Source organism: Pseudomonas sp. S3E12, from assembly GCF_001702295.1.
Classification (GTDB): Bacteria; Pseudomonadota; Gammaproteobacteria; order Pseudomonadales; family Pseudomonadaceae; genus Aquipseudomonas; species Aquipseudomonas marginalis.
Genome location: NZ_MBDT01000007.1, coordinates 1 through 16,070 on the forward strand (window position 1 = coordinate 1; position 16,070 = coordinate 16,070).

A 16,070-nucleotide genomic window follows, 5' to 3' on the forward strand; every position below is an offset into this window, starting at 1 on the left:
AGCAGCAGCACCTTCATCGGCATCGACAGCCAGCGGCCGAGAATGGCTTTCTGCTGGTTGCCGCCGGACAGGTACATGATCTTTTGCGCGGCGGTCGGGGTTTTGACCTTCATTGCCTTGATCTGCTGGTCGGCATTGCCCTTTTCCCAACCGTCGCGCAGCAACCAGCCAAACGAAGAGTGGGCTCCACGGGCGCTGATATTGATGTTCTCGGCGACGCTGGACAGCGGAATGATGCCTTCCTTCTTGCGATCTTCCGGGCACAGCAGTACACCGGCGGCGATGGCATCACGCGGTGAGCGCAGTTGCAGGGCCTCCCCGCATAACTCAAGGCTGCCGGCGCTGGCGCGTTCCAAGCCGCTGAGCAAACGGAACAGCTCCGTGCGCCCTGCCCCGACCAAGCCGAACAACCCAAGGATTTCGCCTTTGCGCACCTCAAAACTGATCGGCTCACGCAAACCCGGCCCCAACAAACCGTCGACCTTGAGCGCCACCTCGCCGTGCTCGCGCGGGCGGTAGTCGTAGATGTCCTGGATGTCGCGACCGACCATGCAGGTCACCAACTGGTCGTGGGTCAGCGCGCTCATGTCATCGAAAGTGCGCACGTAGCGGCCGTCCTTGAACACCGTCACCGCGTTGCAGATGCGGAACACTTCTTCCATGCGGTGCGACACATAGAGCACCACTTTGCCCTCGTCCCGCAGGCGCGCGATGATCGCCATCAAGCGGTCGATCTCCCGCGCCGACAGGCTGCTGGTGGGTTCGTCGAAGGCAATCACATGGGCGCCACGGGACAGCGCCTTGGCGATTTCCACCAGTTGGCGCTGGCCCAGGGACAGGCGCCCGAGTTTTTCCTCGGGGTCGATTTCATCCGCCAGGCCCTTGAGACAGGCCAGGGCCTGCTTGCGCAGCAGGCCCCGGTTGACCACGCCGAAGCGCGCGGGCAAATGCCCGAGGAACAGGTTTTCGGCGACGGTCATTTCCGGCACCAGATGCAGTTCCTGGTGGATCACCGCCACGCCACTAGCGATGCTGTCGGCGGCGCATTTGAACGCCATGGTCTGCGCGCCGATCTGCACGCTGCCGCTGCTGGGAATATAGGCGCCGCCGAGGATCTTCAGCAGCGTCGACTTACCGGCACCGTTCTCGCCCATCAAGGCGTGCACCTGCCCCGGGTGGGCGGTGAAGCTGATGCCGTCCAGCGCCTTGACCCCGGGAAAGGTTTTGCCGATAGCGTCGAAACGCAGGGCCGCCGCCGTCATTTCCACAGCCCGATCTTGGTCAGTTCTTCCTGGAAGTTGGCACGGGTGATCAGGGTCACTTCATCCATGGCCGTGTATTTAGGCGGCTCGGTGCCCTTGGTAACCCACTCGTACATCATCAACGCAGTGTTGTAGCCCTCGATGTGCGGGCTCGGCAGCATCGAGCCGAAGAAGCCGCTGTTGGCCTTCTTCAGTTCGCCGATGGCGTCGGTACCATTGATGCCGATACCGATCACATTGGCCGCAGCGAAGCCGGCGCTTTCGGTGGCGCGCACGCCGCCGAGCACGGTGTTGTCGTTCATGCCGCCGATGATCAGGTTTTTCGCACCGCTGGGCAGCTTGACCAGGGCCGAGTTGGTGGCGTCCATACTGCCGGGGACGTCGAGGGTTTTCAGTGCAGCCGTCAGGATGTGGTCCTTGGGAATACCGGCTTCTTCGAGGGATTTGATCGAGCCGTCGGTGCGTTTCTTGCCGGTGTCGAGTTCATTGAAGGTGTTGATCACCGCGTAGGTGTCCTTCCAGACCCAACCACGTTTTTTCGCTTCGGCGGCCATGGCGGCGCCTTGCTTCTGGCCCACTTCAAACGCGGCCATGCCCAGGTACGGCACGTCCTCCATGAAGTTGCCCTTGGCGTCGACAAAACGGTCATCCACGGCAATCACTTTCAAGCCGTTGGCCTTGGCCTTGGCGACGATGGCCGGGCCCAGGGACACGTCCGGCGGGCAGATCACAAAGCCCTTGGCGCCGTTGGCGGCCAGGCTGTCGATGGCCGAGAGGGTTTTCTCGCCATCGGGCACGGCGATCTTGATCACGGTAAAGCCATGTTCCTTGCCGGCTTTTTCGGCGAAGGCCCATTCGGTCTGGAACCACGGTTCCTCGGCCTGCTTGACCAGGAAACCGATCTTCACTTCCTCGGCAAATGCGAAAGTACTGAGGCCACTGAGCACGGCGGCAGCTGCCAGTACGCGTATTGCTTTTTTCATGAACGGCACCTCTTGTTGTTATTGGGAGTGGCAAGTTCTAGTCGTGGTACATCACCGACCGCCCGCCATCGATCATCAGGCAGGTGGCATTGATAAAGGGCGCCTCGTCGGTCGCCAGGAACAGCGCCGTCATCGCCACCTCGACGGGCTGGCCGATGCGCTTGGGCGGGTGCAGGTCGAACGCGCGCTGGCGTTCGGCGTGGGGGTCGGGGAAACCGTTCCAGTAGTCGACGTTGAGCTGGGTCTCGATATAGCCAGGAGCGATGGCATTCACGCGGATGCCCTTGGGCGCGTATTCGATACCCAGGGCGCGGGTAAGGCCGAGCAGGCCATGCTTGGCCACCGGGTAAGGGAAACAACCGGGAATGATGTGACTGGAATGGGTGGAGGCGATATTGATGATGTTGCCGATGCCCTGCTCGATCATGTGCGGCAACACCGTGCGGCAGCCGTACCAGGCGCCGTCGAGGTCGATGGCGAAGCAACGGCGCCAGTCTTCGTCGCTCATCTCCAACGGGTCGCGGAACACGTTGACCCCGGCGCAGTTGACCAGCACATCCACCCGGCCGAAGCGCTCAATGGCCACATTGACCAGCGCCAGCCATTGCGCTTTGCAGGTGATATCGACGGGTTGGGCGTAGATCTCGGCGCCGCGTTCGCGCCAGTGGGCAGCGACTTTCTCGACCTTGTCGCCCTGGATATCGGCGATCACCAGGCGCGCCTGCTGGGCCTGGAAACACGCGACGATCGCCTCACCAATGCCCTGAGCGGCGCCGGTGATGATCACCACCTTGTTCTTCAGGCGCTCGCCGTAGGTTGGCTCGGGCACGGCGGGTAATGACAACGGTTGGGGCTGCATCGCTTCACCTGTTTTATTTTTGGCAGTGAGTGCTGATGCAGACGACTATAAACCCATCATTTGAAATATCTCAATATATAAATTTGCATCCCATATAGTGAGCAAAATCAAAAAATAATGTGGGAGGGGGCTTGCTCCCGATAGCGGCACGTCAGCTACAGAAAGGCTGACTGATTCACCGCTATCGGGAGCAAGCCCCCTCCCACATTTGATCTACAGTGTGTTCAAGAAGGTGGCTTCAGCCGAGGGCGAAGTCCCGCAGCGCATCACCTTCCATGCGATAACGCACCCACTCCTCCTGCGGCTGGGCACCGATGGATTTGTAGAAGGCAATCGCCGGCTCGTTCCAGTCCAGTACGCTCCACTCGAAGCGCGCGCACCCGTTATCAAAGGCAATCTTCGCCAAGTGGCGCAACAGCTTCTTGCCCGCCCCGCCGCCACGTTGTTCCGGGTTGATGTACAGGTCTTCGAGGTAAAGGCAGTTGCTGCCCAGCCACGTGGAATAGCTGAAAAAGAACACCGCAAACCCAATCGGCAAACCATCCCGCGAGCAGATAAGGCCATGGGCCGTGGCGCCCTCGCTGAACAGGCTGCGCTGGATATCCACCACGCTGGCGATCACTTCATGCCGGGCTTTCTCGTACTCGGCGAGTTCGGTGATGAAAGTCAGGATCTGCGCAGCATCGCTGGGCACGGCGGGGCGAATCTCGATGGTCATGGGCGAGCCTTGGCAATTTCAAAGCACACATACTAAGGCGCTTTGATGACTGATTGCAGTGCAATTTATGGGGAACCCGGCAGCCGACACACAAAATCTTACAGGTGCCACGGCACCGTTCGTCGCCACCCAGGCACGATCATCAAGGCACAACTGACCAATAGAGGGTAAGGACATCAATCATATGGAGACACCCTCATGAAGCATTCCAAGTTTGCCGCCCTCGCATTTGCCGGCCTGTTGTCTTCGGTTTCGCTGAGTGGTTTCGCTGCCACGTCGTCCACCGGTCCTACCAACCCGGACGCCACCACGGAATCGCAGAAATCCATGGGCACCGGCCTGGACACCAACGGCGGCGCGGTCATCGATAACACCAATGGTGCCGACCCGCATACCCAGGGCCACGATACCCAACGCCAGGCTCCCGCTGCCGTCGGCAACGGCAAAATGGGTCCTTCGGTGAATGAGCCGAAGATCAATAAAGGCGATGACTCGAACCTGCCGGGCGCGCCGAAACAGCCTGCGCCTTAACGCTTCACACACAATCGCAACACCCGATCATTCCCCAATGAAGAGGTACGCATGAACGTCGATAAAGACCTTGAAAAAGAAGTCCTCACCCGCCTGCTGCACGCTCATCCCCAGGGGCTGGGCAAGGAGGTGCTGGATAACTACCGCGGAGAGAAAGTGGTCGCCAGTGCGTTGGCATTTCTGCAGGACCGCGGGTTGATCAAGGATGGGCATGTGACCACCGACGACGCCGGTGAATACTCGCTGAATCTGCCGATCAAGTTGACGGCGTCAGGTGTAGATGAAGCGCGCAAGCTTGAAGGTGAGACGCGCCAGTAGCCCTCATGCAAAACCCAATGTGGGAGGCCCCCTCCCACATTTTTTCCGCGCTTATTCGGTGAGTAATACGTCGACTTCGGCGCTGCCTGGGGAAGTTGCCGGCCCCCAACGCGTCACCGCCAAGGCTGCCGCTGCATTCGCCCGCCGTGCTGCCGCCGCTGGTTTCAAACCCGCCGCCAACCCCGCAATAAACACTCCTGCATGCGCATCCCCCGCGCCATTGCTGTCCACCGCCTGCACCTTGAAGCCGGGTACATGCTCGATCTGACCCGCACGCCCCACCCAGCAGCCATTCGGCCCGTCCCGCACCACCAGCAGCGTCTCGGCGGGCAGGTACTGATTAAGCGCGGGCAATGCGGCAGCGATGGTCGCCGCGCCGGTAAACGCCAAGGCCTCAGGACCATTACTGGTCCAGATATCGATACGTGGCAACAGCGCACCCATCAAGGCCGAATCCGGCGCTTTGACCAGTGGCCCCGGATCGAATACCACCACGACTTCCCGGGGCAGTGCCAGCAGCCAATCGATCAGCGCCTGGGCCTTGCCTTCCAGGAGCAGGCTGTAGCCACTGACGTAGACGTAGTCGTCGGCGCGCGCTGCGACGGCGGTCAAATCCTCCTGGCTGAGTTCACCCTCGACGCCGATATGGGAAATGAACGTGCGCTCGGTCGTGGCTTCGGTCAGGGACACACACAAGCCAGTGTCCTTTGCGCTGCTGGCTGCCAGGGCCATTTCAATGCCCTCGGCCTGCATCGCCGCGCGGGCCAGGTCTCCGAAGCGGCCAGTGCCGTGACGGCCCAGATAGACCACCGGCAAGCCATTGCGCCGCGCCGCCGCCATCACATTGAAGCCCCCGCCGGCTTCGAAGCTGGCGGACTTGGCCAGCACGTCGCCGCCGGTCGCAGGCAAGGTGTCGAGGGCCATGACCAGGTCGACGATGACCTGGCCGGTGTGCAGCAATCTAGACATTAGGGCTCTCTACCAACGCCGGACGACGGTCAGCCGCGCCGCCCAGTACCGCATAAATCCCACCGGCGACCAGGAAAGTGACGATCCAGCCCAGGCCATTGTGGCCCAGCCAGGAGTCGGACAACGGCCCGGCGAACCAGATATTCTCGGCGGTGGTGCCGATGGTGGTGAAGCTGAAACCCAGCACGATGGCCACGGCCCAGGCGCCGAAGGCACGCCATTCCACACCGCCGCGATACCAGTAGGCGCTGCTCGGGCTCACGTCCAGCAGGTCCTTGGGGCTGTAGTAGTGACGATGGATCAGGTCAACCACGAAGATCCCCACCCACGCGGTGATCGGCACCGCCAGCAACGAGATGAAGGTGATGAACGGGCCGTAGAAACTGTCGGCGATCAGCATGAAGTAGATGGAACCGGCGAAGATCGCCACGATGTCGACGATCACCGCATGCACGCGCTTGACCTTCAGGCCGAGGGTCAAGGTGGTCAGGCCGGCCGAATACACCGACAGGTTGTTCGACAGCAGCAGCCCGCCAAACGCGGTGATCAGGTACGGCACCGCCATCCAGGTGGGCAGCATGTCGCGGATCGCGATGATCGGGTCAGTGGCCGCGGCCAGGTCGTTGTTGCCGACCGACAGCAGGCCGCCAAGGGTAATCAGCAACACCAGCGGAATGCCTGCACCAAATGCCGCCGACGCCACCAGGCGCACGGCCGTGACGCTGCGGTGCTGGTAGCGCGACATGTCGGCACCGGCGTTGGCCCAGCCGATACCGGTACCGGCGGCCATGGTACCGACGCCGATGATCATCGCGCTCAGAGGAGCCGGGGTGGCGTTGAACACCGCGCTCCAGTCGATGGTGGCGCAGAGGAAACCGCCCACCAGGATATTCAACGCGCCGAACACGTAGGTGGCCCACTTCTGGATCACCAGCAAGGTGGCGTGGCCCAGGCCCGATACGGCCAAGGTCAGCAACACGAAAATGCCGATGAAGATCAGGGTGAGGACCGGTGCGCTTTTCGCTTCCACCGCAGAGCCGAACAGAATCGAACACAACGACAGCAACACGAAGGCCGCCGTGGTGGTGTTGACGGTTTCCCAACCCAGGCGCGACATCAACGACACCAGCGTCGGGCCAATATTGCCGCGCACGCCGAAGATGGCGCGGGACAAGGTCAGGCTGGGGGCACGGCCGCGACGGCCGGCGATAGAGATGATGCCCACCACGGCGAACGAGCCGGCAGCGCCGAGGATCGCGACGATGATCGCCTGCCAGATGGCCAGGCCGCGAAACGCCACGAGGGTGGCGCCGAGGGGCAGGCCGAGGATGCTGATATTGGCGGCGAACCACACCCAGAACAGTTGCAGTGGATGGCCGTTGCACTCGCCTTCAGGGACCGGTTCGATACCGCGGGTTTCCAATTGCCCGGCGCTTTGGCCGGAAGAAGTGCTGCTCATGAGTGGTGCTCCTGGTGCCTGTATTGTTGTGGTTGTGGCGGATACGCGGTCTTCCTGACTCAGCGCAATGCGAGCAAGCCTTGAACCAACGGCTGCAGATCGAGGCCGTTGACCTGCTTGACCTGTTCGATCATCGATTCGGGCCAGCACTGCAGGCCGAGGCAGGCACCGAGCATCGCGCCGAGCATCGCGGCAATCGTGTCGGTATCGCCGCCCAGGCTGGCAGCCAGGCACAGGGCTTCGAACGCGTTCATGGCCCCCACCGCCACTTGCTGGGCGAGGGCAAACGACACCACCACCGACTCCTGGGAGGCGACGGAGGTGCCGATCAATTCATACAGCAGGTCGGCGAACAGGGCTGTGTCGCCGCTGCCGACGCTCAGGGTGCGCGCCCAACTGATGCGGGTGGAGATGCGCCCGCCGGCAATCCAATGGCCATGGCCTTCCGCCTGTTGAGCCACCTGGGTGCCGATATTCAAGGCTTCACCCAAGTCCACACCGTTGATGCCCGCGGACACCACCGCCGCCACTGCCGCTGCGCTGGAGATGCCCAGGGTGGTGTTGTGGGTGACCTGGCAGGCCTGGATCACCGCCTGGATAAATCGCGCCGGGTCGCTGACATTGGCGGCGATCCCGACGGGAGTGATGCGCATGGCGGCGCCATTGGTGGTGCCGTAGCGCCCGGATTCTTCCGGGGTATGGCCGTTGAGGATCATGTCGATTGCACGCTTGGTCGACGGGCCGAGCAGATCCTGGGAGCCCTTGGCGCGCATCACCGCTTCCCAATCGATCAGGCGCCGGGCGAGCACGGCGGGGTCGATCTTGCCTCGGCCCTCGACCAGCAGCTCACCCACCAGGATCGCTTGCTCGGTGTCATCGGTGATGGAGCCCGCCGGCATATTGGGCGCGATGGGTTGGTCGGCGTCGGCATCTTCCAGGCCGGTAATGGCACCAAAGCGCTGTTGCACGTGCTCACGGCTCAGGGATTGGGTGGGCATGCCCAGGGCATCGCCCAACGCCAGGCCGTAGAAAGCGCCGAGGGCGCGGGTATTGGGGGTCATTTCGAAGATCCAAACTGCAGGTGCAGGCGAAAGTGCAGAGGGTCGAGCAGGCTTTCGACGTACTCCATGAAGCGCTCACGACGATCGTAGGTGGTGCGCGAGGCCTTGAGGAACACCGTGCCCACCGGGCGGCCAAGCAGCTCGGCGTCTTCATCGCTGAGGGGCTCGGCGCCGATCCATTGGTCACCTTCGGCACCGACGTAACCGTAGGCTGCCAGGGTGATGGTCAGGGAATTGTCGATCAGCCCAACGCGCGGCAGGCTTTCCAGGCCACCGGACGCGGGCATCAGCGAGCGCTCAAGGGAAACGGCCGTGCCATCAGTCGTGCGGCGACGGCGGTCGAGGGCGATGAATTGGTCGGTGCCGAAGCGACTGAACAGATCGGCGCGCGTCACTGCTTCCAGGCGCAGAATATCGGTGGTCACCAAGGCCCCGGTGTCCGCCAGGGCCTGGGCCCAACCGCTGGTTTGATCCAGCGCCATGCCATCAAATGTGACGATGGAGCCCACGCCGCTCTGGGTCGCGATGTAATTGCGCCTTTTGAGTTCGGCGAGGGCTTCACGCAGCGTGCCCCGGCTGACCGCAAACTCTTCAGCCAGTTGATGCTCGCCCGGCAACAGGAAACCGTCGGCCATCACCCCTCCCTCGATACGGCGGATGAGCTCGTCGACGACGCGTTTTTTCTTATCAAATCGGACATGTCTAATCATGTACAAATTGATAACCGAAAGCGGCCATTTGCAGCAAGGGAATTATTTCAGGGAGATGAAAAAACCGGCTTCACGGCTCCAGGCCAATACGGAAAAACTCGCCGCCGCTCCATACGCCAAGCCAGTTCTGACCATTGATCGGGCGGCTCACTGCCAACTCCACCAATTGGTAGAACACATTGCGATGCACCAGGGCTTCGAGGTTGGTACGCACCCGCAGATAGGGGGACGGTTCCTGGGTGACGGGGTCGATCACCACCCGCAGTGGATGCTCGATATCGGCTGCCACCTGCTCGTCGACGTTGGTGGTGAAACGTAGCACCTGGCTTTCGCCCTGCCCTTCGACGTCGAGGGTAACCGCGACAAAGGGCGCATCATCGACGGTGATACCGACTTTTTCCACCGGGGTGATCAGGAAGTAATCATCGCCATCGCGGCGGATGATAGTAGAGAACAACTTGACCATCGGCTTACGCCCGATCGGCGTGCCCTGGTAGAACCAGGTGCCGTCACGGGCGATGCGCATGTCGATGTTGCCGCAGAAATCCGGGTTCCACAGATGCACCGGCGCCGGTCCCTTGCCCTTGGGCAATTGAGCCAACAGATCGTTGGCCTTGGCGGAATCGGTCATGGTGTTCTCCTTGGTGTTACTGATCGCCCATGCCCAGCAGGCCTCGGGCGTACTGCGCCAAGGGGCGGGCAATCAGGTCTTCTGGCTTGTTGTCGTGGAACGTCAGTAAACCGCCACGACTGCGTATACGTGCAGTATCAATCAAATACTGGGTGCTGGTCTCGATCAACATGATCTGGATTACCCCGTTGTCCAGGCCAAGCCGGTCCAGCGCCTCTTGATCAGCCCATTCGTCGGCGTTGCCGATACGGTCATCGGCCTTGGCGAAACGGCAGTACAGCAGGTAGTGGGCACCCGCCGCACGGGCCTCGGCCATCGCCTGCTCCAGGCCTTCCGGCTGACGAGCGCGGCGCACCATGGGAAAGTATTCGACGAAACCGTTGAAGGCTTCCTCGGCCACCACATTCGGCCGCGGGTAGGCGCTGCCGGGCGGTACAAATGCACCCTGGGCGATAAAGACAAAGGAATCCGGCTGTATGCGCACCGAGGCAGTCCGACGAGTATCGCTGTGGTCCAGCAACCCGGCGTCGCTCATCTGATAACGGGTGCCTTCGGCCATATCGCTGACGGTCATGCAACCACTCAGCGTCAACGACGCCAGCAACAAAACCAGACTACGCATCCTAATCCTCCAGAAGCCGGTGACGGAAAACCGGCGAATGGACACGAGATGCAGAATCCGCGCCATTTGGAAACAACGCAGAACTAAATGTGGGAGGGGGCTTGCGACCTCCCACATTGGATGATGTTTAATCTTGGGAAAGCATTATCCGCCGATGATCTTCATGACCGTCGCGCCGCCGGAGAAAGCCACTTCCTGCTTGTCCCCCAAGGCCTTCATCAGCAGGCCTTGCAGGGCCGGCAGCGCCTGGTGGCGAGGCTTGTCCAACAGGTCGCCGACATAGTGACGGTTGCTCGACGACAGGCAGCCATGCAGCCAGCCGGTCGACGACAAGCGCAGCCGTGAACAAGTGCGGCAGAACGGCACGCTTTCGTTGGCGATCACGCCAAAGAAGCCTTTGCCCGGCACTTCGTAGCGTACCGCCGTGGCATCCACGGGAGCGTTGGCTTGCAGGTATTCGTGGTGTTCGCCGATCAGGCCGAGCAATTGTTGCAGGCTGACGAACTGCTGCAGGAAGGCATTGGAGTCCTTGGCCAGGTGGCCCATGCGCATCAACTCGATAAAACGCAGCTCGTAGCCACGCTCCAGGCAGTAGTCGAGCAGCGGCATCACCTGGTCGAGGTTCTGGCCGCGCAACGGCACCATGTTGACCTTGATCTTGATCCCGGCAGCACGTGCCTGGTCCATGCCATCGAGCACGGTGGCCAAGTCGCCGCCACGGGCGATGCTGCGGAAGGCGTCGGCATCCAGGGTGTCGAGGGAAACATTGATACGCCGAATCCCGGCATCCACCAGCAGCGGCAGTTTGCGCGCCAGCAACTGGCCGTTGGTGGTCAGGCTGATATCGCTGAGGCCCATGCCCCCCACCGCGCCCATGAAGGCTTCCAGCTTGGGGCTGACCAGCGGCTCGCCACCGGTGATGCGCAAGCGGTCGATGCCCGCGGCCTCGATCAGGTAGGCCACGCCACGGGCCATGGCCTCGGCCGAGAGTTCGTCCTGGGCAGCCACCAGCCGCTTGCCGTTCGGCACGCAGTAGGTACACGCGTAATTGCAGGCTGAGGTCAGGCTGATCCGCAAATTGCGAAAACGCCTGCCTTGACGATCAACGATCATGGATCACTCCGGCAGAGGATGATTCGGGCGCGCTAAAAACTGACTGATAAATCAGCTTTTAGCAAGATCCTTGCCTGAGTATATTCCTGGGTTACTGCGCCTGGCAGTAAATCATTACGTGGCCGGGGTTTCGACGGGGGCCGCTTCAACCAGTGCCGGCTCACTGCTGTGCTTGCGCTTGTTGCCCATGCGCACACCGATATCCATCAGGAACTGGAAGAAACCTTCCTGGTCTTCCAGCACATTGCTCCAGAACGGCGAGTGGTACAGCGCCACGGCGCCGTGCACCAAGGCCCAGGCGGCGCAGTAGTGGAAGTACGGCGGTACGTCTTCAAGCTTGCCTTCGCTGATGCGGCCCTTGATCAGCAGGGTCAGGCGCTCGAAGTTCGAGGCGCGGATCTTGTGCAGTTCCTCGACCATTTCCGGCACTTGATGGCCCTTGACCACCTTCTCTTCCAGGCGGTCGAACAGGCGGTAGCGCTGCGGGTCGCGCATGCGGAACTCGAAGTAGGCGCGGGACAGGGCCTCCTTGTCCTTGTCGACATCGGCCGAATGCAGCAGCTCGTTCAAGTCGCGCTCATAGTCGAGCATCAGGCGCAGGTAGATCTCGGCCTTGGACTTGAAGTGTTTGTAGATCGTGCCTTTGCCGATACCCACGGCATCCGCGATCATCTCGACGGTGACGCTGTCTTCGCCTTGTTCGAGGAACAACTTGAGTGCGGTGTCGAGAATTTCCTGCTCACGGCGGCGAAACTCACGGACCTTACGGGGTTCTTTGTGCATGAGGAAGAGGTCTGCAAAGGTCGGAATAGGGAGGGCTGCGCAGGGCCACGAATACATGGCGATACGATTTACCCAGTGCGAGGGATTATCCCGACTGAACGGTCGTTGGGCAACGTCTATGTGAACCCGCCCTGCACTTTACTTTCAAGGCGCCAACGTTTTCATGCCTATCAGTCAGAAATAATACGCAACAACTGCACCCGTGCACCCGCCCAATGAGAACTCAAGCGAAGCGCATGTATTCCAAATCTGTTTAAAAAACGATCAGTCGCGACTGGACTGAATCAGATACTGATCAATACTTGAACTGTCGGCGTGACATCTCCCCCAAGTGAAGCGCCGACCTGGGTACCGACGGACTGTGTGCCCTTGTTTTACTCCTAATGGTCTTAACCCGGATTCACCCCCCAGAACCCGGGTTTTTTTTGCCTGCGATTCAGTCGTGTCATGCAGCAACGTGGGCCAGCGGGAACAGGCGCTTGAAGTTCTCGGTGGTCTGCTCGGCAAAGCGCTCATAGGACTCACCGCGCAGCATCGCCAGGTAGTCCGCCACATCCCGTACATATTCGGGCAGGTTCGGTTTGCCACGATGGGGAATCGGCGCCAGGTACGGCGAATCGGTTTCCACCAGCAGGCGGTCGGCTGGCACTTGGCGCGCCACGTCGCGCAGGGCATCGGCATTGCGGAAAGTGACAATGCCCGACAGGGAAATATAGAACCCCAGGTCGAGTGCGGCCCTGGCCATGTCCCAATCCTCGGTAAAGCAATGCAACACGCCGGCCTGGGGCAACGCGGCTTCGCGCAGCAGGGCCAGGGTGTCGGCACGGGCACCACGGGTGTGGACGATCACCGGCTTGCCGGTTTGCCCGGCGGCCTGTAAATGCAGGCGAAACGAGGCCTGCTGCAACTCGGCGGCTTCCGGCTCGTAATGGTAGTCCAGGCCGGTTTCGCCAATGGCCACCACCCGCGGGTGATTGAGCTCGCCCAGCAGCCAGTCGAGGGCCGGGGCTTCGCCGGGCTTTAGGTCCAGTGGGTGGATACCCACCGAGCAATCCACATCGGCATAACGCTCGGCCAGGGCTTTGACGTCGGCAGCATTGTCGGCGCTGACGCCAATGCACAGGAAATGCCCTACCCCACGCTGGCGTGCAGCGTCGAGGGCAGCATCCAGGGAGCCGCCGTGCTGGGCGAGGTCAAGGCGATCAAGGTGGCAATGGGAATCTACAAGCATAGGAAATTACGACTTAGGTCACGGAAAGTGTCTGGCCAACGATACACCCGTCGGCCACGGAAATTAACGCCGGCCGAGCAAGCCGACCCACTGCACCAGCAGCGCTTCAAGCAACAGCACGCGGTTGAGGTTGGCCTTGCCGAGCACCTTCTGGCGCTGGGCGAGGATCCAGTCCTGGATAGTCAGCACCTTGTCCTGGGCACTTTTCTGCGCGAGGTATTGCACCACCTTGCGCATGTCCGGCAGGCCCAGGCCGTTTTCATCCTGGGTCAACTGGTAGCGCAGGATCAGGCTCGACCAGTCACAGAACCAGTCGAACAGCAGCAGCAAGGGAATGTCCTTCCAGGCGCTTTCAGCCAACTGGGTGGCGGACAGCTCTTGCTTGAGCAGTTTTTTCACCCCATCCACAACCAGGGCGCGTTGCTCACGCACACCTTGGGCTTGCAGCTTGACGGCCGCCAGCGGGGAACCGGCCGCCAGGGTCAGCAACTCGATCCGCTCCTCTGCGGAGCAATCCGGCAGCGCCTTCGCCAGCCATTGCAGGCTCATGGCTTCGCTGGGCAACGGGCAGGCCTGCTGTACGCAACGGCTGCGAATGGTCGGCAACAAGCGGCTGGACTGGTGGCTCACCAGCAACAGCACCGTGTCGCCGGAGGGTTCTTCCAGGCTCTTGAGCAAGGCATTGGCGGCGTTGATGTTCATCGCCTCCACCGGCTCGATCAACACCACCTTGCGCCCCCCCATCTGCGCGGTCTGCACCACGAAACTGACGAGGTCACGCACCTGGTCGACCTTGATCGCCTTATCGGCTTCCTCGGGTTCGAGCAGGTAGTTGTCCGGGTGGCTGCCGGCCTTGAGCAACAGGCAGGATTTGCACGCGCCGCAAGCTTCAAGGTTGACCGGGCGCTGGCACAGCAGGCTGGCCATGAGTCGCTCAGCCAGATCGCGCTTACCAATACCGATCGGCCCGTGCAGCAGATAGGCGTGGGCGTGCTGGGCACGGCCGGCCAACTGCTGCCAAAGACCGTCCTGCCATGGGTAGGCTTCAGCCACGGGCGCGCTCCAACAGCTTGGGTAACAGGGCGTCGATGGCCTGCTGCACCTGCGTCAACGGCTGGGCCGCGTCCAGCAGGTGGTAGCGCGCCGGTTCAGCCTGGGCGCGCTTGAGAAACGCGCTGCGCACAGCATCGAAAAACCCCTGGCCTTCCAGTTCGAAACGGTCGAGACGCCCACGGGCGCTGGCGCGGGCCATGCCCACTGCCACCGGCAGGTCGAACAACAGGGTCAGGTCGGGACGTAGATCACCCTGCACAAAGGTTTCCAAGGTGGCGATACGCGCCAGGGACAAACCCCGGCCACCGCCCTGGTAGGCATACGTGGAATCGGTAAAACGGTCGCAGATCACCACGGCACCGCGGGCCAGGGCCGGACGAATCACCTCGGCCAGGTGTTGGGCACGGGCAGCGAACACCAGCAACAGCTCGGTGTCCGGGTTCATCTGTTCTTCGCCTGGGGCCAGCAACACGTCACGGATGCGCTCGGCCAGTGGCGTACCGCCGGGCTCACGGGTCAACACCACCTCGACACCTTCAGCGCGCAAGCGGCCGGCCAGGTAATCGCGGTTGGTGCTTTTGCCGGCGCCTTCGGGGCCTTCCAGGGTAATAAACAAGCCAGTCACAGGCAGTCCTTAGTCAGAGTCATTGCGGGCTTTGCGGCGCGGCGTCATCCGGCGCGGGCTCGGCGGGTGCATCAGCAGGCGGCGCCAGGTCTTCCGGCGGTTTTACCAGCGGTGCCGGGCTTGAGCGGTAATCGGCACGGCGCTTGAGCTGGAACTCACGCACAGCGGCATTATGCGCACCCAGGTCATCGGAGAAAATATGGCTGCCGTCGCCACGAGCGACGAAATACAGGCTGCTGCCCGGCACCGGGTTCAACGCGGCATGGATCGCCTCGCGGCCGACCATGGCGATGGGAGTCGGCGGCAGGCCGGCCACCATGTAGGTGTTATAAGGGTTGGCTTCCTTGAGGTGCGCACGGGTCAACTTGCCGTTGTAGCGCTCGCCCAGGCCGTAGATCACGGTGGGGTCGGTCTGCAGCAGCATGCCGATCTTCAGGCGGCGTACGAATACCCCGGCAATCTGCCCGCGCTCTTCCGGCACACCGGTCTCTTTCTCCACCAGGGAGGCCATGATCAAGGCTTGATAGGGGTCGGTATAGGGCACGTCGGCGGCCCGCTTGCTCCACTCCTGGGCGAGGACATCATCCAGGCGGTTATAGGCTTTCTTCAGGAACTCGACATCGGTCATGCCGCGCACGAAGCGGTAGGTATCCGGGAAGAACCGACCTTCGGGGAACACGCCAGGATGGCCGAGCTTGTCCATCACTTCGCTGTCACTCAGGCCCGCCAGGGTCTGCACGATCTTTTCATGCTTGGCCAGGGCCGAACGCACCTGGCGGAAATTCCAGCCCTCCACCAGCGTCAGGCTGTATTGCACCACCTCGCCGCGCTGCCACAGGCCGATCAGGCCTTCGGCGGTCATGCCCGGGGTCATGCGGTATTCACCGCTGTGCAGCGGTTGGCCGTCGAGGTTGAAGCGCCAATACAGGCGCAGCCAGAACGCGCCGTCGAGCACGCCATCGGCTTCCAGGCGATTGAAGGTCCCGGTGGGCGTCGCCCCTGCCGGCACATCGAGCAATTGCTCCTGGGTCAGATTCAACGGCTGCTTCAAGGCAGCGTCATATTTCCACGCGGAAAACCCCAACAGCAAAGCCGCCGAGAACAGACCGATCAGCAGCAGTACAACCAGTTTTCGTATCAAC

At 61.8% G+C, this 16,070-nt stretch carries 18 protein-coding genes; 2 read left to right on the plus strand and 16 right to left on the minus strand.

What is annotated here, in order from left to right; all coding sequences use genetic code 11:
• From BB029_RS09705 to BB029_RS09720, 4 genes are all read right to left on the minus strand, one after another.
• Positions 1-1,262 (minus strand): ATP-binding cassette domain-containing protein (locus tag BB029_RS09705; protein ID WP_065939048.1); only part of this gene is annotated, 1,262 nt, incomplete at its 3' end.
• A complete protein-coding gene (locus BB029_RS09710) occupies positions 1,259-2,245 on the minus strand; it encodes a substrate-binding domain-containing protein (RefSeq protein ID WP_065939049.1) in 987 nt (328 codons plus the stop codon). The genes BB029_RS09710 and BB029_RS09705, both read right to left, overlap by 4 nt.
• Positions 2,246-2,282: 37 nt before the next feature.
• Positions 2,283-3,104 (minus strand): SDR family oxidoreductase, encoded by an 822-nt coding sequence (locus tag BB029_RS09715; protein ID WP_065939050.1) that lies wholly within the window; start codon positions 3,102-3,104, stop codon positions 2,283-2,285.
• A gap of 238 nt (positions 3,105-3,342) precedes the next feature.
• Entirely contained in the window at positions 3,343-3,822 is a 480-nt protein-coding gene (locus tag BB029_RS09720) for a GNAT family N-acetyltransferase (RefSeq protein WP_027607824.1), read from the minus strand.
• Between the two features lie 198 nt (positions 3,823-4,020).
• Here BB029_RS09720 and BB029_RS09725 point away from each other — a divergent pair, with 198 nt between their 5' ends.
• Together BB029_RS09725 and BB029_RS09730 are read left to right on the plus strand one after the other, a co-directional pair.
• On the plus strand, positions 4,021-4,353 hold the full coding sequence (locus BB029_RS09725; protein ID WP_027607823.1) for a hypothetical protein: 333 nt from the start codon (positions 4,021-4,023) through the stop codon (positions 4,351-4,353).
• A gap of 51 nt (positions 4,354-4,404) precedes the next feature.
• On the plus strand, positions 4,405-4,671 hold the full coding sequence (locus BB029_RS09730; protein ID WP_027607822.1) for a hypothetical protein: 267 nt from the start codon (positions 4,405-4,407) through the stop codon (positions 4,669-4,671).
• 51 nt (positions 4,672-4,722) lie between these two features.
• On the opposite strand, the gene BB029_RS09735 is transcribed toward BB029_RS09730, so the two are convergent.
• The 12 genes from BB029_RS09735 to mltG all read right to left on the minus strand — a co-directional run bounded on the left by BB029_RS09735 (position 4,723) and on the right by mltG (position 16,069).
• Positions 4,723-5,640, minus strand: coding sequence for a PfkB family carbohydrate kinase (locus BB029_RS09735; RefSeq protein ID WP_065939051.1), 918 nt, complete (start codon positions 5,638-5,640; stop codon positions 4,723-4,725).
• On the minus strand, positions 5,633-7,099 hold the full coding sequence (locus BB029_RS09740; RefSeq protein ID WP_065939052.1) for a cytosine permease: 1,467 nt from the start codon (positions 7,097-7,099) through the stop codon (positions 5,633-5,635). Before BB029_RS09740 ends, BB029_RS09735 begins: the two co-directional genes overlap by 8 nt.
• A gap of 59 nt (positions 7,100-7,158) precedes the next feature.
• Complete coding sequence (locus tag BB029_RS09745; protein ID WP_065939053.1) at positions 7,159-8,160, minus strand: ADP-ribosylglycohydrolase family protein; 1,002 nt, start codon at positions 8,158-8,160, stop codon at positions 7,159-7,161.
• Positions 8,157-8,870: a GntR family transcriptional regulator gene (locus BB029_RS09750; RefSeq protein WP_051429403.1), complete on the minus strand. Its 714-nt coding sequence runs from the start codon at positions 8,868-8,870 to the stop codon at positions 8,157-8,159. Before BB029_RS09750 ends, BB029_RS09745 begins: the two co-directional genes overlap by 4 nt.
• A gap of 70 nt (positions 8,871-8,940) precedes the next feature.
• Positions 8,941-9,501: a DUF1285 domain-containing protein gene (locus BB029_RS09755; protein ID WP_065939054.1), complete on the minus strand. Its 561-nt coding sequence runs from the start codon at positions 9,499-9,501 to the stop codon at positions 8,941-8,943.
• A gap of 16 nt (positions 9,502-9,517) precedes the next feature.
• Positions 9,518-10,123, minus strand: coding sequence for a DUF4823 domain-containing protein (locus tag BB029_RS09760; RefSeq protein WP_027607816.1), 606 nt, complete (start codon positions 10,121-10,123; stop codon positions 9,518-9,520).
• A 144-nt stretch (positions 10,124-10,267) separates the two neighbouring features.
• The gene (locus BB029_RS09765) at positions 10,268-11,236 is read right to left on the minus strand and encodes a GTP 3',8-cyclase MoaA (RefSeq protein ID WP_027607815.1); all 969 of its coding nucleotides are present in this window, start codon (positions 11,234-11,236) and stop codon (positions 10,268-10,270) included.
• A gap of 114 nt (positions 11,237-11,350) precedes the next feature.
• Positions 11,351-12,019 (minus strand): TetR/AcrR family transcriptional regulator, encoded by a 669-nt coding sequence (locus BB029_RS09770; protein WP_027607814.1) that lies wholly within the window; start codon positions 12,017-12,019, stop codon positions 11,351-11,353.
• A 445-nt stretch (positions 12,020-12,464) separates the two neighbouring features.
• A complete protein-coding gene (locus BB029_RS09775; RefSeq protein WP_065939055.1) occupies positions 12,465-13,250 on the minus strand; it encodes a TatD family hydrolase in 786 nt (261 codons plus the stop codon).
• A gap of 63 nt (positions 13,251-13,313) precedes the next feature.
• The gene (locus BB029_RS09780) at positions 13,314-14,303 is read right to left on the minus strand and encodes a DNA polymerase III subunit delta' (protein ID WP_065939056.1); all 990 of its coding nucleotides are present in this window, start codon (positions 14,301-14,303) and stop codon (positions 13,314-13,316) included.
• The gene (tmk, locus tag BB029_RS09785) at positions 14,296-14,928 is read right to left on the minus strand and encodes a dTMP kinase (RefSeq protein WP_027607811.1); all 633 of its coding nucleotides are present in this window, start codon (positions 14,926-14,928) and stop codon (positions 14,296-14,298) included. Before tmk ends, BB029_RS09780 begins: the two co-directional genes overlap by 8 nt.
• A 19-nt stretch (positions 14,929-14,947) precedes the next feature.
• Positions 14,948-16,069 (minus strand): endolytic transglycosylase MltG, encoded by a 1,122-nt coding sequence (mltG, locus tag BB029_RS09790; RefSeq protein ID WP_065939057.1) that lies wholly within the window; start codon positions 16,067-16,069, stop codon positions 14,948-14,950.
• Between the last annotated feature and the right edge of the window lies 1 nt (position 16,070).

Bases quoted from the DNA above. Each gene is read 5' to 3' on its own strand.
- BB029_RS09710 (WP_065939049.1), bottom strand. From the start codon at position 2,245: ATGAAAAAAGCAATACGCGTACTGGCAGCTGCCGCCGTGCTCAGTGGC.
- BB029_RS09715 (WP_065939050.1), bottom strand. From the start codon at position 3,104: ATGCAGCCCCAACCGTTGTCATTACCCGCCGTGCCCGAGCCAACCTAC.
- BB029_RS09720 (WP_027607824.1), bottom strand. From the start codon at position 3,822: ATGACCATCGAGATTCGCCCCGCCGTGCCCAGCGATGCTGCGCAGATC.
- BB029_RS09725 (WP_027607823.1), top strand. From the start codon at position 4,021: ATGAAGCATTCCAAGTTTGCCGCCCTCGCATTTGCCGGCCTGTTGTCT.
- BB029_RS09730 (WP_027607822.1), top strand. From the start codon at position 4,405: ATGAACGTCGATAAAGACCTTGAAAAAGAAGTCCTCACCCGCCTGCTG.
- BB029_RS09735 (WP_065939051.1), bottom strand. From the start codon at position 5,640: ATGTCTAGATTGCTGCACACCGGCCAGGTCATCGTCGACCTGGTCATG.
- BB029_RS09740 (WP_065939052.1), bottom strand. From the start codon at position 7,099: ATGAGCAGCACTTCTTCCGGCCAAAGCGCCGGGCAATTGGAAACCCGC.
- BB029_RS09745 (WP_065939053.1), bottom strand. From the start codon at position 8,160: ATGACCCCCAATACCCGCGCCCTCGGCGCTTTCTACGGCCTGGCGTTG.
- BB029_RS09750 (WP_051429403.1), bottom strand. From the start codon at position 8,870: ATGATTAGACATGTCCGATTTGATAAGAAAAAACGCGTCGTCGACGAG.
- BB029_RS09755 (WP_065939054.1), bottom strand. From the start codon at position 9,501: ATGACCGATTCCGCCAAGGCCAACGATCTGTTGGCTCAATTGCCCAAG.
- BB029_RS09760 (WP_027607816.1), bottom strand. From the start codon at position 10,123: ATGCGTAGTCTGGTTTTGTTGCTGGCGTCGTTGACGCTGAGTGGTTGC.
- BB029_RS09765 (WP_027607815.1), bottom strand. From the start codon at position 11,236: ATGATCGTTGATCGTCAAGGCAGGCGTTTTCGCAATTTGCGGATCAGC.
- BB029_RS09770 (WP_027607814.1), bottom strand. From the start codon at position 12,019: ATGCACAAAGAACCCCGTAAGGTCCGTGAGTTTCGCCGCCGTGAGCAG.
- BB029_RS09775 (WP_065939055.1), bottom strand. From the start codon at position 13,250: ATGCTTGTAGATTCCCATTGCCACCTTGATCGCCTTGACCTCGCCCAG.